Source organism: Curtobacterium sp. PhB128 (assembly GCF_004340725.1).
Taxonomy (GTDB): domain Bacteria; phylum Actinomycetota; class Actinomycetes; order Actinomycetales; family Microbacteriaceae; genus Curtobacterium.
The window spans coordinates 772720-795494 of record NZ_SLUR01000001.1 but is presented as its reverse complement, the minus strand read 5'-3'; the positions used below and the strand labels follow the sequence as shown (position 1 = coordinate 795494).

The following is a 22775-nucleotide window of genomic DNA, read 5'->3' as shown; positions in this document are numbered from 1 at the left end:
GTCATGAGCACCAGCACGCCCAGCGTCTTCAGCAAGATCATCGCGCGCGAGATCCCGGCGACCGTCGTCGCCGAGGACGACCGCGTGATCGCGATCGAGGACATCGCCCCGAAGGCACCCGTCCACGTGCTGGTCATCCCCAAGACCGAGCAGTACGCGAACGTCGCCGAACTCGCGGCCGGTGACCCCGACCTCCTCGCCCACCTGGTCGCCACCGCGCAGCGCATCGCCGACGAACGCGCCGGCGGCCAGTTCCGTCTCGTCTTCAACACCGGCGAAGCCGCCGGTCAGACCGTGTTCCACGTGCACGCGCACGTACTCGCAGGTGAACTGCAGGAAGGCACCCTTGCCGGCTAACGAACCAGCACAGCCCACCACCGACGACGACCAGGTCGTCTCCGTCGCCCTCCAGGTCGACGGCATCGCCATGGTCCAGCTCCTCGGTCCCCAGGACCGCCTGCTGAAGACCGTCGAACGGCAGTACCCGGGCGTCAAGGTCGTCGTCCGCGGCAACGAGGTCACGCTCACCGGGCCCGAGCGCGAGGTCGCGCGGGCGAAGGCGCTCGTCGACGAACTCGTCGGCATGGTCAAGCGCGGGCAGGACATCGGCCCGTCGGACATCCCGATGTCGGCACGGATCCTCGACGACGACCGCAAGCCGTCCGACACCTTCGGCACGCCGATCGTGTCGAGCCGCGGCAAGTCCGTGCGGCCGAAGACCGACGGCCAGCGCGCCTACGTCGACGCCATCGACGAGCACACCATCACGTTCGGCATCGGCCCCGCCGGCACCGGCAAGACGTACCTGGCGATGGCGAAGGCCGTCCAGGCCCTGCAGCGTCGCGAGGTCACCCGGATCATCCTGACCCGTCCCGCGGTCGAGGCCGGCGAGCGGCTCGGGTTCCTGCCGGGCACGCTCACCGACAAGATCGACCCCTACCTGCGGCCGCTCTACGACGCCCTGAACGAGATGATGGACCCAGAGCTGGTCCCGAAGCTGCTGGCTGCGGGCACGGTCGAGGTCGCGCCGCTCGCGTACATGCGCGGCCGGACGCTCAACGACTCGTTCGTCGTGCTCGACGAGGCGCAGAACACGACGCCCGAGCAGATGAAGATGTTCCTGACGCGTCTCGGGTTCGGCTCGAAGATGGTCGTCACGGGTGACATCACCCAGGTCGACCTGCCGGGCAACGTGTCCGGACTCCGGCTCGTGACGCGGATCCTCGAGACGGTCGAGGACATCCACTTCGCCCGCCTCGGCAGCGAGGACGTCGTGCGGCACACGCTCGTCGGTCGCATCGTCGACGCCTACACCGTCTACGACGAGGAACGCCTCGCCGAGCAGGCCGGTCACCGTCCCGGTGGCCGTGGCAGCGCGCCGGTCGGCAACCCCGACGGCGCCAACCGTGCCGAGCGCCGTGGTCGGCCGCCGCAGGACCGCCAGCGACCCCCGTACCCCCAGAACGACGCCCGAGGAGGCAACCGGTGAGCATCGAGCTCAACAACGAGTCCGGGGTCGAGGTGGACGAGGCAGCCATCCAGCGCCTCGCCGCGTTCGCCCTCGACGCGATGCACGTGCACGCGGACGCCGAACTCGCGATCGTCCTGGTCGACGAGGGCGCGATGGAACAGCTGCACGTGCGGTGGATGGACGAGCCCGGCCCCACCGACGTCCTGAGCTTCCCGATGGACGAGCTCCGACCGGGCACCGAAGAGGACCCCACGCCCGCCGGCCTGCTCGGCGACATCGTGCTCTGCCCGCAGGTCGCCGAGGAACAGGCGAAGACCGCCGGGCACTCCAGCACCGACGAGATGCTGCTGCTCACCTGCCACGGCATCCTGCACCTGCTCGGGTTCGACCACGCCGAGCCGGACGAGAAGGCCGAGATGTTCGGGCTGCAGGGCGAGATCCTGACGGCCTTCGCGGCCCAGCGCCGGGGTCGGTAGCCGATGCTCGTCGTCGTCGGTCTGCTCGCGGTCGCGCTCGGGCTCGTCGTGCTCGGCGGGCTCCTCGCCGCGAGCGACGCCGCGCTCTCCGTGGTGTCCCGTGCCGACCTCGACGAGATCGCCCGCGGCAACGAGCGTCGTCGTGCGCTCGAGGCGATCGCGGACGACGTCGGCGCGCACGTCAACGCCCTGAACTTCTTCCGCGTGCTCGCCGAGACCGCTGCGGCCGTGCTCGTCACGATCGCCCTGGTGCGGGCGTTCGACAGCTGGTGGGTGGCGCTCATCGTCTCCGCCGCGATCATGACGGCCGTGTCGTTCGTGCTCGTCGGGTCGAGTCCGCGCAGCGTCGGACGGGCGCACGCCGAACGGCTGCTGGCGTCCACCGGCGGCCTGGTCCGCGCCGTCCGGATCGTGCTCGGTCCGCTCGCCGGCCTGCTCGTCCGGATCGGTGACCGCGTGACCCCGGGCCGGGGCCGCAGCGCCTCGACGGTGTCGAGCGAAGAACAACTGCTGTCCCTCGTCGATGAGGCCACCGAGAGCAACGTGCTCGAGGACGAGGACCGCGAGCTCATCCACTCGGTCTTCGAGTTCAGCGACACCCTCGTGCGCGAGGTGATGGTGCCGCGCACCGACATGCTCACCGTCGACGGCTCGGATACCCTCGCCGCGGGCATGGAGCAGTTCCTCGCCGCCGGGGTGTCCCGCATGCCCGTCACCGGCAAGGACAGCGACGACGTCCTCGGCGTCCTGTACCTGCGTGACGTGTCGCGGGCGCTGTACGAGCGACCGGGGTCCGGCAGTGAGCGGGTCACCCGGCTGCTGCGTCCGGCCGAGTTCGTGCCGGAGTCGAAGGCCGCCGACGACACCCTGCGGCACATGCAGGTCGCGAAGAACCACCTGGTCCTGGTCGTCGACGAGTACGGCGGCGTCGCCGGTCTCGTCACGATGGAAGACCTCATCGAAGAGCTCGTCGGGGACATCTCCGACGAGTACGACCGCGCCGTGGTCGACCGGGTCGAGGTCGAGCCCGGCCTCTGGCGCATCTCGGCCCGACTGCCCGTCGACGAGCTCGGCGACCTGTTCGGCATCGAGCTCGACGACGACGACGTCGACACCGCCGGCGGTCTGCTCACCAAGGAGCTCGGCCACCTGGCGGTGTCCGGCGACACGGTCACGGTGTCCGGCGTCGTCCTGACGGCCGACCGGGTCGAGGGCAAGCGCCGCCACCTCATCACCGTGCTCGCCGAACGCACTCACGCCCTCGCGGGTGTCGAGGACGCCTTCGACGACGCCACCACCACGACGGGAACCACGCACGCATGACCGACTCCGACTCCACCCCCACCGCCTCGGGCAAGCCCTACCGCGCGGGCTTCGTCTCGTTCGTCGGGCGTCCGAACGTGGGCAAGTCCACGCTGACGAACGCGCTGGTGGGCCAGAAGGTCGCGATCACCTCGTCGAAGCCGCAGACCACCCGTCGCGCGATCCGCGGCATCGTGCACCGGCCCGACGGCCAGGTCATCATCGTCGACACCCCGGGCGTGCACCGTCCTCGCACCCTGCTCGGCGAGCGGCTCAACGACCTGGTGCAGTCCACGCTCGGTGACGTCGACGTCATCGGGTTCTGCGTCCCCGCCAACGAGCCGATCGGCCCGGGTGACCGCTTCATCAACGACACCCTCGACCAGTACCCGCGGGCCAAGAAGGTCGCGATCGTCACCAAGATCGACCGCACCTCGAAGGACAAGGTCGGCGAGCAGCTGCTGGCCGTCTCCCGGCTCCGCGACTGGGACTCGATCATCCCGACGTCGGGCACGAAGGGCCTGCAGCTCGAGGACCTCCTCGGCGAGATCACCTCGTTGCTGCCGGAGTCGCCCCAGCTGTACGACTCGTCGGCCGTGACCGAGGAGACCGACGAGGAGCGCATCAGCGAACTCATCCGCGAAGCCGCGCTCGAGGGCGTCCGCGACGAACTGCCGCACTCGCTCGCCGTCGTGATCGAGGACATCGTCGAGCCGGACGAGGACGACGACGCCGACGGGCCGCTGCGCATCTTCGCGAACCTGTTCGTCGAGCGCGACAGCCAGAAGGCGATCGTCATCGGCCACAAGGGGGAGCGCCTGAAGGACGTCGGCTCCCGCGCCCGCGTCGAGATCGAGTCGCTGCTCGGCGGTCGGCACGTGTACCTCAACATCCGTGTGAAGGTCGCCAAGGAGTGGCAGCGTGACCCCAAGCAGCTCGGACGCCTCGGCTTCTGAGCGTCCGGCGCCAGGAGTCATCCACACGAGGGACGCGCCCGTGAGCCGAGCGCCGTACCGTGGACGCGTGTTCCGTCCCATGCTGCGCGCGCAGGTCATCACCGACGTGGTCATCGCCGTGGTGCTCGGCTCGCTCGTGCTGATCACCTCGGCGCGGGGCATGGACTCCCCGCTCGCGATCGTCACGGTCGTCGGCATGACCGCTGCCCTCGCGCTCCGACGGCTGTCGCCCGGCCTCGCACTGGCCGTCGCCTGGGTGTTCGCGGTCTTCGAGATGGTCACGGGTCAGATGCCCGACCTGTCGAACGCCTTCATCGCCGCGGTGCTCTACACGACGAGCGCCTACGGCAGTCGGCGGGTGCGGCTGGCCGGACTCGTCTCGGCCATCGTCGGGTCCGTCACCGCGGCGCTCTACATCGGCGTCGACGACTACCGGAACCGGTTGACGATCGAGACCGCGTCGACGCCGTTCCAGGAGTCGGTGCAGGTCACGGTCTCGTACTTCGCCGTCGTCCTGCTCCTGCTGCTGCTGCCGTGGTTGGCCGGCCTCGTGGTCCGTACCCGCCGGTCGGCGAGCATGAGCCGTGAGGCCCAGCTGCTCGCCGAACGCGACGCCGCCCGTGCCGACCGAGCGGTCGCGGTCGAACAGGAACGCGTGCGCATCGCCCGCGACATGCACGACATCGTCGCGCACTCGCTCGCGGTCGTCATCGCCCAGGCGGACGGAGCCCGCTACGCGCTGAAGGCGGACCCCGCCGTCGCCGATCAGGCCCTCGGCACCATCTCGACCACCGCCCGCCGGGCCCTCGGCGACGTCCGCGAGCTCCTCGGTGCGCTCCGACACGAGCAGGGGACCGTCCCGACGCCGGAGATCGACGACATCGACCGGCTCGTCGGCGAGATGCGCCAGGTCGGCCTCGACGTCCGGGTCGAGCGCGAGGGCGATCCGACCGGCCTCCCCACCACGACGCAGCTCGCGGTGTACCGGATCGTGCAGGAGAGCCTGACGAACGCCTACAAGCACGGTGAGCCCGGCACGCCGGTGCACGCATCACTGACCTACCGCCCGGACACCGTCGAGATCGCGGTGGTGAACCGCCGCGCCGACGACGGCACCCGGGGTCCTGGCACCGGGCACGGCCTGGTCGGCATGCGCGAGCGTGCCACCATGACCGGGGGCACGATGACCGCCGGGGTCCGCGGCCCTGACTTCGAGGTCGCCGTGCGCATGCCCGCCGTCCCCGCGAGCGGGCAGATGCCCCGCGGGCGCATCAGCCCGACCACGAGCCCGACCGCGAGCCCGACCGCGAGCCCGGCTGCGGGCCCGACCGCCGAGTCGGCCCCCGCGCCGACCATCAGTCCGACCGAGCAGGAGCGCACCGCCCGATGACCACCACCCCGCCGGCCGACGGCCGCATCCGCGTCGCCCTCGTCGACGACCAGGCACTCTTCCGCACCGGCATCCGGATGCTCATCGGCTCCCAACCCGACCTGCACTTCGTGGGCGAAGCGGGCGACGGTGCCGAGGGCGTCGAACTCGTCCGGCGCACCCGACCGGACGTCGTGCTCATGGACGTCCGGATGCCCGTGATGGACGGCATCACGGCGACCGCGCACATCGTCGAACAGGCCGGCACCGACGGCGCGAAGGTGCTCGTCCTGACCACGTTCGACTTCGACGAGGCCGCGGCGAAGGCCATCCGGGCCGGGGCGAGCGGCTTCGTGCTGAAGGACGCCGACCCCGAGTTCCTGCTCGCCGCCGTGCGGACCGTGCATGCCGGCACCGCGGTCTTCGCGGCCTCGGCGACGCGGGAACTCCTGCGGCGCTACGACGACTCCGTCGAGCAGGCCGCCACCGTGCCGGCGACGTTCGACGACCTCACCCCGCGCGAGCGCGAGATCTTCGACCTCGCGGCCCGCGGCTTCAGCAACAGCGAGATCGCGCAGCACGAGTACGTCAGCGAGGCGACCGTGAAGACCCACATCTCGCGGGTCCTGACGAAGCTCGGACTCCGCGACCGCGTGCGCCTCGTCGTGTTCGCGCACGAGCACGGGCTGGTGAGCAAGGCCGACTGACGGACGTCATCCGATCGGATGACCCGTCCACAGGAAGTCGAGCCGAGCGGCTCATCCACAGGAGCCGCCCGACGGACGCGGGGCGGGCCTCCCGGACGCCATCGTTGGTGCATGACCACCAGCCACGCTCCGATCATCCGACTCGACCACGTGTCCAAGCACTACGGCGACGCCGCGCGCCGGGTGACGGCGCTCGACGACGTCAGCGTCGACATCGGCGCGGGGGAGTTCACCGCCGTGATGGGGCCGTCGGGGTCCGGCAAGTCGACGCTCATGCACGTCGCCGCGGGCCTCGACGCGGTGTCCGCGGGCCGCATCGAGATCGACGGGGTCGACATCACGGGGCTCGGTGACAAGGACCTGACCGAGCTCCGTCGCCGCCGGCTCGGGTTCGTGTTCCAGTCGTTCAACCTGGTGCCGACGCTCGACGTCAGCGAGAACATCCGGTTGCCGTTCCTGCTCGGCGGGCACAAGCCGTCGAAGGACGAGAGCGCGTGGATCGACCGTCTGGTCGACCAGCTCGGACTCGGTAACCGGCTCTCGCACCGGCCGCACCAGCTGTCGGGTGGGCAGCAGCAGCGCGTCGCCATCGCCCGGGCACTCGCCTCGCGTCCGGCAGTCGTCGTCGCCGACGAGCCGACCGGTGCCCTCGACTCGCGCACCGGCCGTGACGTGCTCGCGATCCTGCGCGGGGCCGTGCAGGAGTGGGGCCAGAGCGTCGTCATGGTGACGCACGACCCCGTCGCCGCCGCCAACGCCGACCGGATCCTGTTCCTCGCCGACGGCCGGGTCGTCGCCGACCGCCCGGCGATGGACGCCGGCGCGATCTCCACCACGATGCTGGGGATGGAGGCGGCAGCGTGAACGGCGTCCGCTCCTTCGCCCCGACCGTGCTGGTCGCGGCGCTCGGCACCACGTTCGGCTCGGCACTCGTCATCGCCCCGGGCATCGTGACCGAGGCGCTCGGCGCCGCCGGGCTCGCCGACCTCGGCCCGGTCAGGGCGATCCTGTCCGTCGTCGGGTGGCTGTTCCTCGGCATCGCGCTGTACGTCGGTGCGATCGTCACCGCCAACACCTGCGCGACCCTCATCGCCGGGCAGACCCGCATCATCGCCTTGCAGCGGCTCGTCGGTGCCACCGGCGCCACGCTCCGGGCCCGGATCACCCGGACCGGACTGGTCGTCGGAGTGCTCGGCGGACTGATCGGCGCCGTCGTGGGAACCGGGCTGTCCGCGGTGTTCGTGGTCGTCCTGCGCGGCAACGGGTTCCTGCCCGACACCGACTACACGCTCCTGCCGTGGGAACTCGTGCTCCCGGTCGTGGCCGTGGTCCTGGCGACCTGGGGAGCGTTCGCAGCGGGCTCCCGCCGGGTGCTGACCGTCACCCCGCTCGAGGCGCTGTCCTCGAGCATCGAACCGAGCCACGACGACGTCCGCTCGGGCACGGCCCGCAAGGTCTGGGCCATCGTGCTCATGGCCGGCGGCGCGGCGCTCATGCTCATCGGGCTCGCGGTCAGCGCGAGCTCGCCGATCGCGGTGCTGCCGGCTGCCCTCGGCGGGTTCGTGTCGTTCGCCGGTGTCGCCGTCGGAGCGACCATCGTGATGCCGCCGGTGCTGCAGCTCATCGGTCGGATCGGCTCGCACGACCCCGTCGTCCTGCTCGCCGGCCGCAACGCCATGCGTGCGCCGGGTCGGTCCTCGCGGGCGACGATCGGGCTCGTCATCGGCGTCACCCTGCTCGTCACCTTCGCCGTCGCACTGGGGATCATGCAGCACGTGCTCGAGGCCCAGCTCGAGCAGATGGGACAGGGCCAGATGACGACCGAGATGGTGCAGGCGCAGCGCGACTTCTTCGTGCAGCTGAACGCCGTCGTCAGCGTCATCGTCGGGTTCTCCGCCGTGATCGCCGCCGTCGGGGTCGTCAACGCACTGGCACTCGGGGTCCTGCAACGCCGACGCGAGCTCGGGCTGCTGCGGGTGCTCGGTCTCACCGGGGCGCAGGTCCGCCGGATGATCGTGACCGAGGCCGTGCAGATGGTCGTCGCGGCCGTCGTCTCGGGGCTCGTGCTCGGCACCTTCTACGGATGGGTCGGCGGGCAGACGCTGCTCGGGTCGCTCGGGCACCCGGTCACGCCCGTGCTGCCGCCGCTCACCATCGGGATCGTCGTCGTCGGGGCGCTCGTGCTGGCGGTCGTCGCGACGATCGCGCCGGTGCGGCGCGCGATGCGCGTGCCCCCGACCGAGGCGCTCGCGGTCGACTGACGCCGCGCTCTGGTCGCACCACGCGGCGCCCTGGTCGCACCACGCGGCGGACGGGAGGCACGGTGCCAGCTGGCACCGTGCCTCCCGTCCGTCGTTCCGTGCGTCCACCGCCGCGCCGGCGCGGCGCCCGCGCCCGCCACACCCGCGCCCGCCACACCGCTCGCGTTCGCCGAGGTTCCACGATCCGCAGCTTTCGGCGGCGCTGGCGTCGCTCCGTGGAACCTCGGCGACCGACCGGCGGCATGTCGTGACCACTCGGGCGCCGACCACCGACGCGCTTGTCACACAGCAGCCCGCCGGTGCTACCGTGGACTCGATGTACTCGGCACTCCTCCTCCTTCGCTGCCGCGACGAGGCCTGACACACCGGCCCACCTCGTCGCGGAGTCCGTCGTGGCCGCCCTCACCCAGAGCACACGAAAGCGACGAACGATGCAGAACACGCAGCAGCCCTCCGGGATGCCGATCCACAAGTACGTCCCCTTCCACGAACAGATCTCGGTCGACCTGCCCGACCGCACCTGGCCGACGAAGCGCATCGAGCGGGCCCCGCGCTGGTGTGCGGTCGACCTGCGCGACGGCAACCAGGCCCTCATCGACCCGATGGACGCCGAGCGCAAGCGCGCCATGTTCGACCTGCTCGTCGGCATGGGCTACAAGGAGATCGAGGTCGGGTTCCCGAGCGCCTCGCAGACCGACTTCGACTTCGTCCGCAGCCTGATCGACGAGGGCGCGATCCCCGACGACGTCACCATCCAGGTGCTGACCCAGGCGCGCGAGCACCTCATCCAGCGCACGTACGAGGCGATCGACGGCGCGAAGCAGGCCATCGTCCACCTGTACAACTCGACGTCGATCGTGCAGCGCGAGGTCGTCTTCCGCACCGACGTCCAGGGTGTCGTCGACATCGCGGTGGCCGGCGCGAAGCTGTGCAAGGCGGCCGAGGCGACGCTGCAGCACGACACGACGGTCTACTACGAGTACTCGCCGGAGTCCTACACGGGCACCGAGCTCGAGGTCGCGCTGCAGATCTGCAACGCCGTGCTCGAGGTCTTCGAGCCCACCCCCGACCGCAAGGTCATCATCAACCTGCCGGCCACCGTCGAGATGGCGACGCCGAACGTCTACGCCGACTCGATCGAGTGGATGTCGCGCAACCTCGCGCACCGCCAGGACGTCATCCTCTCGCTGCACCCGCACAACGACCGTGGCACCGCCGTCGCCGCCGCCGAGCTGGGCTACATGGCCGGCGCGGACCGCATCGAGGGCTGCCTGTTCGGCAACGGTGAGCGCACCGGCAACGTCGACCTCGTCGCGCTGGGCATGAACCTGTTCACGCAGGGCATCGACCCGGAGATCTCGTTCGCGGACATCGACCAGGTGAAGCGCACCGTCGAGTACTGCAACCAGCTGCCGGTGCCGGAGCGTCAGCCGTGGGCGGGCGACCTCGTCTACACGGCGTTCAGCGGTTCGCACCAGGACGCCATCAACAAGGGCTTCGAGGCGATGAAGGCCAAGGCCGCCGCCGCGGGCAAGGACATCGACGAGATCGAGTGGGCGGTGCCGTACCTGCCCGTCGACCCGAAGGACATCGGCCGGTCGTACGAGGCCGTCATCCGCGTCAACTCGCAGTCCGGCAAGGGCGGCGTCGCGTACCTGCTCAAGACCGACCACGCCCTCGACCTGCCCCGCAAGCTGCAGATCGAGTTCTCCGGCGTCGTGCAGCGGCACACCGACACCGAGGGCGGCGAGTTCTCGTCGCAGCGCATCTGGGACGTGTTCCAGGACGAGTACCTGCCCGCCTCGACCGACGACGACAAGTGGGGCCGGTACGAGCTCACCAAGACGGCGACCTCGAGCGACTTCGACGGCACGACCTCGCTGTCGGTCGCACTCCGCGTCGACGAGGGCTCCGTCACCGCCGACGCCGTGGGCACAGGTCCGATCGACGCGTTCCTCAAGGTCCTCGCCGAGCAGGGCGTCCAGGTCACGCTGTACGACTACTCGGAGCACACGATGAGCGCCTCCGGTGACGCCAAGGCGGCGTCGTACGTCGAGCTCGACGTCGACGGCGTGCGCCTGTGGGGCGTCGGCATCGACGCCGACATCTCGACGGCCTCGCTCAAGGCGATCGTGTCCGCGGTGAACCGCGCGGTGCGCGCCGGTGCTGCTGCCGGCGCCGACTCGCCGGAGCTCGTCTCCGCCTGAGACGCGACCAGACCGGGAGGCTCGTCTCCGCCTGAGACGCGACCAGGCCGGGAGGCGCGGTGCAGGTCCGTCCTGCACCTGGGCCCACGCCGGCCGGTTCCGGGCCGACGCGCCAGCGGCGGACCGGCCGTGCCCGGTGGGGAGCCTCCCGTCTGTGCCCGGTCTTTCCCCCGTCACGCGCGATGGCAAGTCGAATCGGGTGTACCTGGTCGTTTCTTTCGACCAGGTACGCCCGATTCCGCCAAGTACGCCCCCGCGCGCGCGCTGCGCGCCGCACGCGGTGTCGGCGGGGCGGGGGATACTGGGGGCATGCCGCTGTACCGGGACGAGTGCGTCGTGTTGCGCACCCACAAGCTCGGGGAAGCCGACCGCATCGTCACCATGCTCAGCCGGCAGCACGGCAAGATCCGCGCGGTGGCCAAGGGCGTGCGGCGGACGGCGTCGAAGTTCGGCAGTCGGCTCGAGCCGTTCATGGTCGTCGACGCCCAGTTCTACGAGGGCCGCTCGCTCGACATCGTCACGCAGGCCGAGTCGCTCGGGGCCTACGGGGCGCAGATCGTCGCCGACTACGGCGCCTACACGGCAGCCAGTGCGATGGTCGAGACCGCCGACCGCCTGAGCGAGGCCGACGCCGGGCTGCAGCAGTACCTGTTGCTCGTCGGCGCGCTGCGGTCGCTGTCGCGCGGTGAGCACCACTCCAGCGCGACGCTCGACTCGTACCTGCTCCGTGCGATGAGCATCGCGGGGTGGGCGCCCTCGTTCAGCGACTGCGCGGTCACGGGGGAGCCCGGGCCGCACTCCGCGTTCGTGGTGCAGCTCGGCGGGGTCGTCGCCGACCGGGCTGCGCCTCCCGGCACGCCGCGGCTCGACCCGGCGACCCTCGGCGTGCTCGGCTCGCTGCTCGCCGGCGACTGGGCGAGCGTCGACGCCACCGACGAACGGACGCGGTCGCGGGCCTCCGGCGTGGTCGCGGCCTACGCCCAGTGGCACCTGGAACGATCGCTCCGGTCCCTGCCGCACGTCGACCGCTCGGAGCACCCGCTGCCCGTGCCGCTGACCCACGACGGACCCGAGGCGACAGCACGCGCGGTGGCCTCCACCCCGGCACCCGCACTCCCTGACCCCGATCCCGCCGCGGAAGGAACCCGCACCGTGGAAGGAACCCCCACCGCATGAGCCCCCGCCGCCCCGACGACGCCGAGCCGTTCCGCCCGATCGACTGGACCGGTGAGACGCCTCCGGCGATCCCGGCCCGGTTCGTGCCGGACCACGTCGCGATCGTGATGGACGGCAACGGTCGGTGGGCCAACGGCCGCGGGCTCACCCGGATCGAGGGGCACAAGGCGGGCGAGGCCTCGCTGCTCGACGTCGTCGCCGGCGGGATCCAGATCGGCGTCAAGCACATCTCGGCGTACGCGTTCTCCACCGAGAACTGGAAGCGTTCGCCGGAAGAGGTCCGGTTCCTGATGGGCTTCAACCGTGACGTGATCCGTCGTCGGCGCGACCAACTGAACGAGTGGGGCGTCAAGGTGCGGTGGGCCGGACGGCGTCCGCGGCTGTGGCGGAGCGTCATCGACGAACTCGACCGTGCCGAGCAGATGACCGCGGGCAACGACGTGCTGACCCTGACGATGTGCGTCAACTACGGCGGCCGGAACGAGATCGTCGACGCCGTGCGGGGGATGGCCGAAGAGGTCGCCGCCGGACGCCTCAAGCCGAACCAGGTCACCGAGAAGGCCCTGGCGAAGCGGCTCTACGTGCCCGAGATGCCCGACGTCGACCTGTTCCTGCGCAGTTCGGGGGAGCAGCGCACGAGCAACTTCCTGCTGTGGCAGTCGGCGTACGCCGAGATGGTGTTCCTGGACCGCCTGTGGCCGGACTTCCGGCGCACGGACCTGTGGGGCGCGATCGAGGAGTACGCACGCCGCGACCGTCGCTACGGCGGTGCGGTCGACGCCCCGACCGCCTGACGCACCCGTCAGCCGGGCAGCGGCCCGTCGAGCAGGTGCGCCGCCGACCGCACCGCGTCCATGGCCGCACGGACGCTCGGGACGCGCTCGGCCCCTCGGGCGATGACGACCTCGACCCGGCGGGCCAGGTCGTCGTCCACGGGGTCGACCCGGACGTCGGCGGGGATCACCGTCGTCGCGAGCGCCAACCGGGGGAGCAGCGCCACGCCGAGTCCGGCGGCGACGAGCCCCACCACCGCTGCCGCGTTGTCGGTCTCGAGCACGATGTCCGGGGTGAACCCGGCGGTCGCACACGAGGCGAGCAGGTGGCCGCGGCACCGGGGGCAGCCGCCGATCCAGCGGGCGTCGCGGTGCGACGCGAGGTCGACAGCACCGGAATCCGCGGCACCAGAGTCCGCAGCATCGGACCCCACGGACACGGAGGGCGTCACCAGCGCGAGCGGATCACGCCCGAGCGCCCGGGTGACGAGCCCGGGATCCGGGGCGGACCCGACCTCGTCGCCGACGTAGGTGAAGGTCAGGGCGACGTCGACCTCCCCGCTCCGCAGCAGGTCGAGCGCCTCGGGCGGTTCGACCTCGACGTACGAGGTCGTCACGCCCGGAGCCGTCGACGCCAGCCGAGCGAGCACGGCTGGCACGAGGGCCGAGGACGCGCTCGGGAACCCGGCGAGGCGCACTCGGCCGCGGGTCAGGCCGCCGACGGCGTCGAGGTCCTCGCGCGCGGCGGTCAGCGCGGCCTGCACGTGCAGGGCGTGGTCGGCGAGCACCCGACCGGCGTCCGTCAGGGTGGCACCGCGCCCGCCGCGACCGTCCTGCCCGGACCGCAGCACCAGGGTGTGCCCGAGCCGCCGTTCGGCCCGGGCGAGCAACTGGCTGACCGCGGGTTGGCTCGACCCGAGTGCTGCGGCGGCGCGGGTGATCGACCCACCGTCGGCCACAGCGCGGAGGATCCGGAGCAGCTGGGGATCGATGTCGTCCATCACGCGATGTTATCGGCTGCACAACAGAACAGGCCTGGTGTGATGGGGCACGAGCCGGGACGCTGTCCGCATGGACTCCTTCCCCGCCGGCCGTGGCTACCTGGCGGCGTGCACCGCCGGGCTGCCGACCCGGGCCACGATCGCCGCCCAGCGGGCCGACCTCGACGCGTGGTCCCGCGCCGAGACCTCGCCGGCCCACTACGGGGCGTTGGTCGAGGAGGGCCGCGCGCTGTTCGCCGCCCTCGTCGGGGTGCCGGTGTCCCACGTCGCGACCGGCTCGCAGACCTCGGTGATGGCTGCGGTCGTCGCCGACGCCCTGCCGGACGGAGCCGAGGTGGTCGTGCCCGACGGCGACTTCAGCTCGGTCGTCTTCCCGTTCCTCGCCCAGGCGCACCGAGGCGTCCGCGTCCGGCACGTCCCGCTCGACCGGCTCGCCGCGTCCGTCGGGCCCGACACCGCCCTCGTCGCGTGGTCCGCGGCGCAGTCCGCCACCGGCGCGGTCACGGATCCGTACCCGGTCGTCGCCGCGGCCCGGCGGGTCGGTGCCCTCACCCTCTGCGACCTCACGCAGGCAGCCGGCGTCCTGCCCGTCGACGCGGCACTGTTCGACGTGACGCTCACGCACGCCTACAAGTGGCTCTGCGCGCCGCGCGGCGTCGCCTTCATGACACTCTCCGACACCGCCCTCGGTCGGCTCCGCCCGGTCCAGGCCGGCTGGTACGCGGGCGAGGACGTGTGGTCCTCCTGCTACGGCCCCGACATGCGCCTGGCCGACGACGCCCGTCGCTTCGACGTCTCGCCGGCCTGGCAGGCGTGGCCCGGTGCCGTGGCCGCGCTCGAACACGCGGTCGCGCTCGACCAGCAGGCGGTCTGGAGGCACGCCACCGGTCTCGCAGACCGGCTGTGCGACGCCCTCGGGTCGCCTCGGCAGGGCGACGGGCAGGCGATCGTGACGTTCGCGGACGCCGACGGGTCGGCCCTCCGGGCCCTCACCGCCGCCGGGCTCACCGCGTCGGGGCGTGCCGGGCGACTCCGGATCGCGTTCCACCTGTGGAACGACGAGTCCGACGTGACCGACGTGGCGGCCGCACTGGGCGGGGTGGGGGCGACCACGTCGGCGAGCTGAGCGCTGCGGGCGGACGCGGAGCGGGCCTCCCGGCCGACGATCGCCGGTAGTCTTGCCCGGACCGTTTCCGCACCGAGCACCCAGCTCGGCGACCTCTGGAGCACTCTTTGGCACAGCCCACCCGTCTCGACAGCGTCATCGCCCTGGCCAAGCGCCGCGGCTTCGTCTTCCAGTCGGGTGAGATCTACGGAGGCTCCCGCTCCGCGTGGGACTACGGGCCCCTCGGTGTGGAGCTCAAGGAGAACATCAAGCGTCAGTGGTGGCAGCGGTTCGTCCGCGGCCGTGGCGACATGGTCGGCCTCGACTCCGCCGTCATCCTGCCCCGCAAGGTGTGGGAGGCCTCCGGCCACGTCGCGACCTTCACCGACCCGCTCGTGGAGTGCCTGCACTGCCACCACCGGTTCCGCGAGGACCACCTGATCGAGGCGTTCGTCGCCAAGAAGGGCCGCGACCCCGAGGGCCGCATGGCCGAGATCGCCTGCCCGAACTGCGGCACCCGCGGTGAGTGGACCGAGCCCCGCGAGTTCTCCGGGATGCTCAAGACCTACCTCGGCCCGGTCGAGTCGGAAGAGGGCCTGAACTTCCTGCGCCCCGAGACCGCCCAGGGCATCTTCGTCGACTTCGCGCAGGTCGTGACGACGAGCCGGATGAAGCCCCCGTTCGGCATCGGCCAGGTCGGCAAGGCGTTCCGCAACGAGATCACGCCCGGCAACTTCATCTTCCGCACCCGCGAGTTCGAGCAGATGGAGATCGAGTACTTCGTGCCGCCGGCCGAGGCGGGGGAGCACTACGAGCAGTGGATCGCCGACTCGATCGCGTTCTACACCGAGCTCGGCATCGACCCGGAAAACCTCCGCCGCTTCGACGTGCCGGACGGCGAGCGGGCGCACTACTCCGACGCCACCGCCGACATCGAGTACCGCTTCGGGTTCACCGGATCGGAGTGGGGCGAGCTCATGGGCGTCGCGAACCGCACCGACTTCGACCTCAACAACCACATCGAGTCGTCCGGCCAGGACCTGCGCTTCTTCGACCAGGCGGCGAACGAGAAGTACGTGCCGTACGTCATCGAGCCGTCCTTCGGCCTGACCCGTGCGCTCATGGCGTTCCTGCTCGACTCGTACCACGAGGACGAAGCACCGAACGCGAAGGGCGGCGTCGACAAGCGCACCGTGCTCCGACTCGACCCGCGTCTGGCGCCCGTCAAGGCCGCGGTGCTGCCGCTGTCGCGCAACGAGCAGCTGTCGCCGGTCGCCCGCGGCCTGGCCGACGACCTGCGCAAGAACTGGAACGTGGACTTCGACGACGCCGGGGCGATCGGCCGTCGCTACCGTCGCCACGACGAGATCGGCACGCCGTTCTGCATCACGGTCGACTTCGACACGCTCGAGGACAAGGCCGTCACGGTGCGCGAGCGCGACACGATGGCGCAGGAACGGGTCGCCCTCGACCAGCTGCAGGGCTACCTGGCGCAGCGGCTGCTCGGCGCGTAGGGGTTTCGCGGGCGTCGCGGCGTCGCGGCGCGTCGGAACCAGGTTCCGGACACAGCACCACGAAGATCCACGGTGCGGTGTCCGGAACCAGGTTCTGCGGGAATGCAAGCGCAACGTCCGCGTTGGGATCAGCATGAACGACTCCGTGAAGGTCGATGTCTGGTCGGACATCGCCTGCCCCTGGTGCTACATCGGCAAGCGCAAGTTCGAGGCCGGCGTCGCCGCGTTCGGCGCCTCGGCGGACGGCCGCCCGGTCGAGGTCGAGTACCACTCCTTCGAGCTCAGCCCGGACACCCCCGTCGACTTCGAAGGCACCGAGGCCGAGTTCCTGTCGAACCACAAGGGCATGCCCGTCGAGCAGGCGCAGCAGATGCTCGACCAGGTCACCGGCATCGCGGCCTCGGTCGGGCTGGACTACGACTTCGAGGCCATGCACCACACGAACACCGTGAAGGCGCACCAGGTCATCCACCTCGCCAAGCAGCACGGCAAGCAGCTCGACATGGTCGAGCGCCTGTTCACCGCCTACTTCGAGCGCGGCGAGCACGTCGGCGACGACGCGACGCTGGCCGACCTGGCCGCCGAGATCGGGCTCGACCGCGACGAGGTCCTCGCGACGCTCCGTGACGACTCGCAGCTCGCAGCCGTCCGCGCCGACCAGGCGCAGGCGCAGGCCTTCGGCATCAACGGCGTCCCCTTCTTCGTCATCGACGGCAAGTACGGCGTCTCCGGTGCGCAGGACCCGGCAGCGTTCGAGCAGGTGTTGACGCAGGTCGTCGCGCTGCGCGGGACGACTCCGGACGAGGTCGCCTCGGCGACCGAGCGCGCGGCGGACGACGCGAGCGCCGACGTGGCGGCGACCCGATGACGGGCCCGACGGTCACCGTCGGGGGTGGGGCGGGCCTCCCGTCCGCCGCGTCGGTCCCGGATGCGATCTCCGGTCTGGAGGCGCGCCCCGGCCTGCTCACGCTGGTCACGCCCGGCGGTGCGCCGGTCTGCGACGGCGATTCGTGCCTGATCGACGCCGGATCGTTCGCCGGTGCCGAGGGCGACTGGACCGAGGTGCCGGACTGACGGGTCCGTCGGTCGCGCGCCGCGCGCTGGTGCCGTCGCGCCCCCGTGCTGTTGTCGCGCCCCGACTCTGCGGGGCGCGACGACTGTGCGGGGGCGCGATCCGTCGTTCGCCGCATCCGTCAGGCGCGCTGCGGTTCCTCGTCGGTGATGTCGGCGACCGTCGCGCCGTACGCGGCGACGAGGTCGTCGGCGTCGACGAAGGCGCTCGCGCCGTGCCGGCCCGCGCCGAGGGCGACCCGTCGACCGACGATGCGTTCGTCGGCGTAGACGGGCAGGTCGCCGGTCGCTCCGATGGGCGTGATCGTGCCGCGCTCGTAGCCCGACGCCTGGAGCGCGGTCGCCGCGTCGGGCATCGAGAGCTTGTTCACCCCGACGACGGTGCGGAGCTTCTTCCACGCGATGCTCCGGCCGCCCGGCACGAGCGCGAGCAGGAAGCCGCCGTCGTGGCGCTTCACGACGAGCGTCTTGACGATGTCGCCGGGGTCGATGCCGAGCAGCTCGGCGGCCTGCTGCAGGGAGTCCGCGGCGGGGCGTTCGACGACCTCGACCGTCAGGCCGCGGGCTGCTGCGTCGGTGTCGAACCGGGTGCTGGCGTCGATCGTCATGTGGAGAACGCTACCGGCGAGCACCGACGTGGGAAGATGGGACAGGTATGACGATCACACAAGCCCCAGCACGGCCTCTGCGCATCGGCCCGATCGAGGTCGACGTGCCGGTCGTGCTCGCGCCCATGGCGGGCATCACGAACATGGCGTACCGCCGGCTCTGCCGCGAGTACGGCGCCGGTCTCTACGTCTGCGAGATGATCACCTCGCGCGCACTGGTCGAACGCACCCCCGTGTCGATGCAGCTCATCCAGCACCACGAGTCCGAGACCCCGCGGTCGATCCAGCTGTACGGCGTCGAGCCCAACACCGTGGCCGAGGCCGCGTCGATCCTGGTGGGCGAGGACCGTGCCGACCACATCGACCTGAACTTCGGCTGCCCGGTGCCCAAGGTCACCCGCAAGGGCGGCGGGGCGGCCCTGCCCTGGAAGCTCGAGCTGTTCCGCGAACTCGTCACGAAGACCGTCCGCGCCGCAGGGAACGTGCCGGTCACCGTGAAGATGCGCAAGGGCATCGACGAAGACCACCTGACCTACCTCGACGCCGCCCGCATCGCGCGGGACGCCGGCGTCGCAGCGGTGTCGCTGCACGCCCGCACGGCGAACGAGCACTACTCCGGTCACGCCGACTGGTCGGCGATCGCGACGCTGAAGGAGACCGTCACCGACATCCCGATCCTCGGCAACGGGGACATCTGGTCGGCTGCCGACGCCCTGCGCATGGTCGACGAGACCGGCGTCGACGGCGTCGTCGTCGGACGCGGGTGCCTCGGGCGTCCGTGGCTGTTCGGCGACCTGGCCGCGGCGTTCCGCGGCGAAGGGCTGCGGTACATGCCGACCCTGGGCGAGGTCGCCGACGGGTTCCGTCGGCACGCCGAACTGCTCGTCGAGTTCTTCGGGTCCGAAGACCACGGCTGTCGCGACGCCCGCAAGCACGTGGCCTGGTACTTCAAGGGGTACCCGATCGGCAGCGACGTGCGGTCCGGTCTCGCGCTGTCGTCGAGCCTGCAGGAGATCGACGACCTGCTCGGGCAGCTCGACCGCGACGCACCGTACCCCGGCGAGGGCGCCGAGGGTCCCCGTGGTCGCTCCGGCAACCCGAAGCGCACCGCCCTGCCCGACCGCTGGCTCGAGTCCCGCGACGTCGACAGCGAGTTCCGCAAGGTCCTCGCCGCCGCCGAGCTGCACCACAGCGGCGGATGAGCGCCACCGCCTCGTACGGCCCGGCCGACGCCGAGCGCTGGCTCCCGGAGGAGCACGGCAACCGCCGATCGGACTTCGCCCGTGACCGCGCACGGCTGCTGCACTCCAGCGCGCTCCGTCGCCTCGCCGCCAAGACCCAGGTGCTCAGCCCGACGACCGGGCTCGACTTCGCCCGCAACCGCCTGACCCACTCGCTCGAGGTGGCGCAGGTCGGTCGCGAGCTCGCGGACTCGTTGGGCCTCGACCCCGACGTGGTGGACACCGCGTGCCTGGCGCACGACATCGGCCACCCGCCTTTCGGCCACAACGGTGAGACCGCCGTCAACGCCTGGGCCGCCGGCATCGGCGGGTTCGAGGGCAACGCGCAGACGCTGCGGCTGCTCACCCGACTCGAGCCGAAGGTGTACGGGGTGCGGCTCGGCGCCGACGTCGACCGTCCGTTCGGACTCAACCTGACCCGTGCGTCGTTGGACGCCAGCTGCAAGTACCCGTGGCCCGCGGCGCAGGGCGTCTCCGAGTCGTCATCGGGCCGGACCAAGTTCGGCTTCTACGACGACGACCACGACGCCTTCGAGTGGCTCCGTGCCGGGGCGCCCCGTCGGCAGCGGTGCATCGAGGCGCAGGTCATGGACCTGTCCGACGACATCGCGTACTCGGTGCACGACTTCGAGGACGCCGTCGTCGCCGGGTTCATCGACGTCGCGGCGCTCGGTGACCGCGTCGGCGAGAACGACATCGTCACCGCCATGCACGCGTGGGTGGGCGACGACCTGAGTCGTGAGGAACTGCTCGAGGCCTTCGACCGACTCCGGGCACTACCGCTCTGGATGACCTCGTACGACGGGTCCCGGCGTGACGCAGCGCACCTGAAGAACCTGACCTCGCAGCTGATCGGCCGCTTCGCGCGGACGGCGACGGCCGCGACCCGCGAGTCCTACGCGTCCGGGTCCCTAGTCCGGTTCGCGGCGTCGGTGGTGACGCCGCCGGAGATCATCGGCGAGATCGCGGTCCTCAAGGGGATCGTGGCGGCGTTCGTGATGACGCAGGGCGACCGGCAGCCCGTGTACGAAGACCAGCGTCGGATCCTGACGGAGCTGCTCGACGCCCTGGCGGCGTCGGGTGCGTCGGACCTCGAGCCCGGCTTCGCCGCCGACTGGCGTGCGGCGTCCGACGACGACGGCCGACTCCGCGCCGTGGTCGACCAGGTCGCGAGCCTGACGGACCAAGGGGCGATCGCCTGGCACCGTCGGTTGGTCGTCGGCGAGTGGGAAGCGGTCCACATCCCGGTGTGAGCGGGTTGCTCCGTCGGCCCGGGGTCGTCCGTGGTGGCTCGTCCACATCTCGGGGCCGCGGTCGGCCGAGGTCGGTCCCACGAACTAGGATCAGAGGGTGGCTGGCAGGATCGCGCGGAACGACATCGACGAGGTCCGCTCGCGTGTCAACATCGCCGACGTCGTCGGCGACTACGTCACGCTGAAGAACGCGGGCGTCGGGTCGATGAAGGGGCTCTGCCCCTTCCACGACGAACGTTCCCCGTCGTTCCACGTCCGGCCCCAGGTCGGGCGTTACCACTGCTTCGGCTGCGGCGAGGACGGCGACGTCTTCAGCTTCATCATGGCGCAGGACCACACCACCTTCGCCGAGGCCGTCGAGCGCATGGCCGCGAAGATCGGCTTCACCCTGCACTACGAAGAGGGCGACGGGCCGCGCACCGACTACAACACCCGCGCCCGGCTGATCGCCGCCAACGAAGCCGCGCTCGAGTTCTACACGGCGCAGCTCACCACCGCCGCGGCCGACCCCGCACGGCGGTTCCTGGGGGAGCGCGGGTTCGATCCCTCGGCGGCGCAGCACTTCGGTGTCGGCTTCGCCCCGAAGTCGTTCGACATGCTCAAGGACCACCTGCGCGGTCGGGGCTTCACGCTCGAGGAACTCACCTCGGCCGGGCTCGTCAGCCAGGGCGACCGGTCGCCGTACGATCGGTTCCGTGGTCGCCTGATGTGGCCGATCCGCGACGTCACCGGAGCGACGATCGGGTTCGGCGCCCGTCGCCTGCTCGACGACGACAAGGGCCCGAAGTACCTCAACACGCCCGAGACCCCGATCTACCACAAGAGCCAGGTGCTCTACGGGCTCGACCTGGCCCGCCGCGACATCTCGAAGCAGAAGCAGGTCGTGATCGTCGAGGGCTACACCGACGTCATGGCCTGCCACGTCGCCGGCATCACCACCGCGGTCGCCACGTGCGGCACCTCGTTCGGCGTCGACCACATCAAGGTGCTCCGACCGATGCTCGGCGACCTGGCCGGCGCCGACCCGAACGCCAACGGCGAGGTGGTCTTCACCTTCGACCCGGACGAGGCCGGACAGCGTGCCGCATCCCGCGCCTTCGCCGAGGAACAGCGGTTCGCCGCGCAGACGTTCGTCGCCGTGGCGCCCGGTGGTCTCGACCCGTGCGACCTCCGGCTCGCCCGCGGCGACGACGCCATCCGCCGCCTGATCACGAACAAGCGCCCGATGTTCGAGTTCATGATCCGCCGCACGTTGGAGGGCCACGACCTCGAGACGGTCGAGGGCCGCGTCAGTGCCCTCCGCGCCGCCGCGCCCGTGCTCGCCGGCATCCGCGACCGCTCGCTCACGCAGGGCTACGTCCGCGAGCTCGCCGGCTGGCTCGGCATGGACATGCCCGAGGTCCGTCGATCGGTCGAGACCGCGCGTCGGCGTGCGGGGTCGACGGACGATCGGTCAGGAGGCCCGGGGCGCGACGGCCGCGCCGGTCACGCCACCGACGGGGCCGGTGTGGTCGAGGAGCCCGTCGCCGGGATCCGCTCGCTGCCGAACGACCCGATCAGCCGCATGGAGCGCGACGCCGTCATGGCGATGGTGCAGCAGCCGACCTCGGTCGGAGCGCCGCTGCTCGGGCTCGCCGCATCGGCCACGTTCTCGGCGCCGATGCTCGCCGTCGTGCGGGACGCCGTGGTCGCCAACGTCGACGTCATCGGGGCGGGGGACTGGCTCGACCGGTTGCTCGCCGACGTGCCGACCCCCTTGCGCACCCTGACGCACGAGCTGGCCCTCGCGCCGATCCCCGCTCGCAACGCCGAGGACCTCGCCGCGTACTGCCGGAGCATCGTCGTCGCCCTGGTCGAGCGGGACCTGCTCGCCCGCAAGGCCTCGTTGCTCGGACAACTGCAGCGTGCGGACCCGCACGAGCAGGCCGAGCGGCGCGCTGAGATCCAGCGGCAGCTCGTGGACATCGACGCGCAGCGCATGCGGCTCCGCGCCGACGCCGAGGCGTCCTAGCCCCTCGCTCTCGCCGCCCGAGTGTCGGGGCGCCTGCCGCGCGGCCGTGTCGGGCGTCGAGTGGTCGCAAGGCGTCGGCTGGCCGGGGTCCGGCCGACGGGACGTGACCGCTCGGGGTGGGACGGGCGGTGTGTCGTGACCGGTCGGCGGGGGCGAGGGACGGGGCCGACGTGGGGCGAGCCTCCAGGCCGACGGTGTGGCCGCACGACGTGCCGCGTGTCGGGCGTCGAGTGGTCGCACGGCGTCGGCTGGCCGGGGTCCGGCCGACGGGAC

21 protein-coding genes are annotated in these 22775 nt (G+C 71.5%); 19 read left to right on the top strand and 2 right to left on the bottom strand.

Annotated features, from left to right (window positions below):
- The first annotated feature begins 3 nt into the window (after window positions 1–3).
- The 12 genes from EDF23_RS03635 (at window position 4) to EDF23_RS03580 (ending at window position 12719) form a co-directional block, all read left to right on the top strand.
- Window positions 4–357, top strand: a complete 354-nt coding sequence (locus EDF23_RS03635; RefSeq protein WP_123292550.1) for a histidine triad nucleotide-binding protein — start codon at window positions 4–6, stop codon at window positions 355–357.
- Window positions 358–427: 70 nt separating this feature from the next.
- Window positions 428–1489 (top strand): PhoH family protein, encoded by a 1062-nt coding sequence (locus tag EDF23_RS03630; protein WP_228505182.1) that lies wholly within the window; start codon window positions 428–430, stop codon window positions 1487–1489.
- Window positions 1486–1947 (top strand): rRNA maturation RNase YbeY, encoded by a 462-nt coding sequence (ybeY, locus tag EDF23_RS03625; RefSeq protein ID WP_111085740.1) that lies wholly within the window; start codon window positions 1486–1488, stop codon window positions 1945–1947. The genes EDF23_RS03630 and ybeY overlap by 4 nt, the downstream gene beginning before the upstream one ends.
- Window positions 1948–1950: 3 nt before the next feature.
- Window positions 1951–3270 carry a hemolysin family protein gene (locus tag EDF23_RS03620; RefSeq protein ID WP_123292553.1) on the top strand — a complete coding sequence of 440 codons (1320 nt, stop codon included), beginning with the start codon at window positions 1951–1953 and terminating at the stop codon, window positions 3268–3270.
- A complete protein-coding gene (era, locus tag EDF23_RS03615) occupies window positions 3267–4205 on the top strand; it encodes a GTPase Era (protein WP_123292554.1) in 939 nt (312 codons plus the stop codon). The genes EDF23_RS03620 and era overlap by 4 nt, the downstream gene beginning before the upstream one ends.
- Window positions 4206–4272: 67 nt before the next feature.
- Window positions 4273–5595 (top strand): histidine kinase, encoded by a 1323-nt coding sequence (locus EDF23_RS03610; protein ID WP_243648793.1) that lies wholly within the window; start codon window positions 4273–4275, stop codon window positions 5593–5595.
- Window positions 5592–6281, top strand: a complete 690-nt coding sequence (locus tag EDF23_RS03605) for a response regulator transcription factor (RefSeq protein WP_111085737.1) — start codon at window positions 5592–5594, stop codon at window positions 6279–6281. The genes EDF23_RS03610 and EDF23_RS03605 overlap by 4 nt, the downstream gene beginning before the upstream one ends.
- Window positions 6282–6392: 111 nt before the next feature.
- The gene (locus EDF23_RS03600) at window positions 6393–7145 is read left to right on the top strand and encodes an ABC transporter ATP-binding protein (RefSeq protein ID WP_111085736.1); all 753 of its coding nucleotides are present in this window, start codon (window positions 6393–6395) and stop codon (window positions 7143–7145) included.
- Entirely contained in the window at window positions 7142–8542 is a 1401-nt protein-coding gene (locus EDF23_RS03595; RefSeq protein ID WP_131920524.1) for an ABC transporter permease, read from the top strand. Before EDF23_RS03600 ends, EDF23_RS03595 begins: the two co-directional genes overlap by 4 nt.
- 431 nt (window positions 8543–8973) lie before the next feature.
- A complete protein-coding gene (leuA, locus tag EDF23_RS03590; RefSeq protein ID WP_123938272.1) occupies window positions 8974–10749 on the top strand; it encodes a 2-isopropylmalate synthase in 1776 nt (591 codons plus the stop codon).
- Window positions 10750–11058: 309 nt separating this feature from the next.
- Entirely contained in the window at window positions 11059–11925 is an 867-nt protein-coding gene (gene recO, locus EDF23_RS03585) for a DNA repair protein RecO (RefSeq protein ID WP_131920522.1), read from the top strand.
- On the top strand, window positions 11922–12719 hold the full coding sequence (locus tag EDF23_RS03580) for an isoprenyl transferase (protein WP_131920511.1): 798 nt from the start codon (window positions 11922–11924) through the stop codon (window positions 12717–12719). Before recO ends, EDF23_RS03580 begins: the two co-directional genes overlap by 4 nt.
- An 8-nt stretch (window positions 12720–12727) precedes the next feature.
- Here the strand turns inward: EDF23_RS03580 and EDF23_RS03575 are convergent, their stop codons facing one another.
- On the bottom strand, window positions 12728–13699 hold the full coding sequence (locus EDF23_RS03575) for a LysR family transcriptional regulator (RefSeq protein WP_131920472.1): 972 nt from the start codon (window positions 13697–13699) through the stop codon (window positions 12728–12730).
- A gap of 70 nt (window positions 13700–13769) precedes the next feature.
- Here EDF23_RS03575 and EDF23_RS03570 point away from each other — a divergent pair, with 70 nt between their 5' ends.
- The 4 genes from EDF23_RS03570 (at window position 13770) to EDF23_RS03555 (ending at window position 17392) form a co-directional block, all read left to right on the top strand.
- The gene (locus EDF23_RS03570) at window positions 13770–14825 is read left to right on the top strand and encodes an aminotransferase class V-fold PLP-dependent enzyme (RefSeq protein WP_131920470.1); all 1056 of its coding nucleotides are present in this window, start codon (window positions 13770–13772) and stop codon (window positions 14823–14825) included.
- A gap of 107 nt (window positions 14826–14932) precedes the next feature.
- Window positions 14933–16318, top strand: a complete 1386-nt coding sequence (locus tag EDF23_RS03565; protein ID WP_123938268.1) for a glycine--tRNA ligase — start codon at window positions 14933–14935, stop codon at window positions 16316–16318.
- A gap of 133 nt (window positions 16319–16451) precedes the next feature.
- Complete coding sequence (locus EDF23_RS03560) at window positions 16452–17186, top strand: DsbA family oxidoreductase (protein WP_111085728.1); 735 nt, start codon at window positions 16452–16454, stop codon at window positions 17184–17186.
- Window positions 17183–17392 carry a hypothetical protein gene (locus EDF23_RS03555; protein WP_131920468.1) on the top strand — a complete coding sequence of 70 codons (210 nt, stop codon included), beginning with the start codon at window positions 17183–17185 and terminating at the stop codon, window positions 17390–17392. The genes EDF23_RS03560 and EDF23_RS03555 overlap by 4 nt, the downstream gene beginning before the upstream one ends.
- A gap of 119 nt (window positions 17393–17511) precedes the next feature.
- On the opposite strand, the gene EDF23_RS03550 is transcribed toward EDF23_RS03555, so the two are convergent.
- Window positions 17512–17997, bottom strand: a complete 486-nt coding sequence (locus EDF23_RS03550; protein ID WP_123292565.1) for a YbaK/EbsC family protein — start codon at window positions 17995–17997, stop codon at window positions 17512–17514.
- 47 nt (window positions 17998–18044) lie between these two features.
- Here EDF23_RS03550 and dusB point away from each other — a divergent pair, with 47 nt between their 5' ends.
- The 3 genes from dusB to dnaG all read left to right on the top strand — a co-directional run bounded on the left by dusB (window position 18045) and on the right by dnaG (window position 22502).
- Window positions 18045–19199: a tRNA dihydrouridine synthase DusB gene (gene dusB / locus EDF23_RS03545; RefSeq protein ID WP_123292566.1), complete on the top strand. Its 1155-nt coding sequence runs from the start codon at window positions 18045–18047 to the stop codon at window positions 19197–19199.
- Window positions 19196–20491, top strand: a complete 1296-nt coding sequence (locus EDF23_RS03540) for a deoxyguanosinetriphosphate triphosphohydrolase (RefSeq protein WP_131920466.1) — start codon at window positions 19196–19198, stop codon at window positions 20489–20491. Before dusB ends, EDF23_RS03540 begins: the two co-directional genes overlap by 4 nt.
- A gap of 97 nt (window positions 20492–20588) precedes the next feature.
- Window positions 20589–22502 carry a DNA primase gene (dnaG, locus tag EDF23_RS03535; protein ID WP_123340415.1) on the top strand — a complete coding sequence of 638 codons (1914 nt, stop codon included), beginning with the start codon at window positions 20589–20591 and terminating at the stop codon, window positions 22500–22502.
- Window positions 22503–22775: the final 273 nt, after the last annotated feature.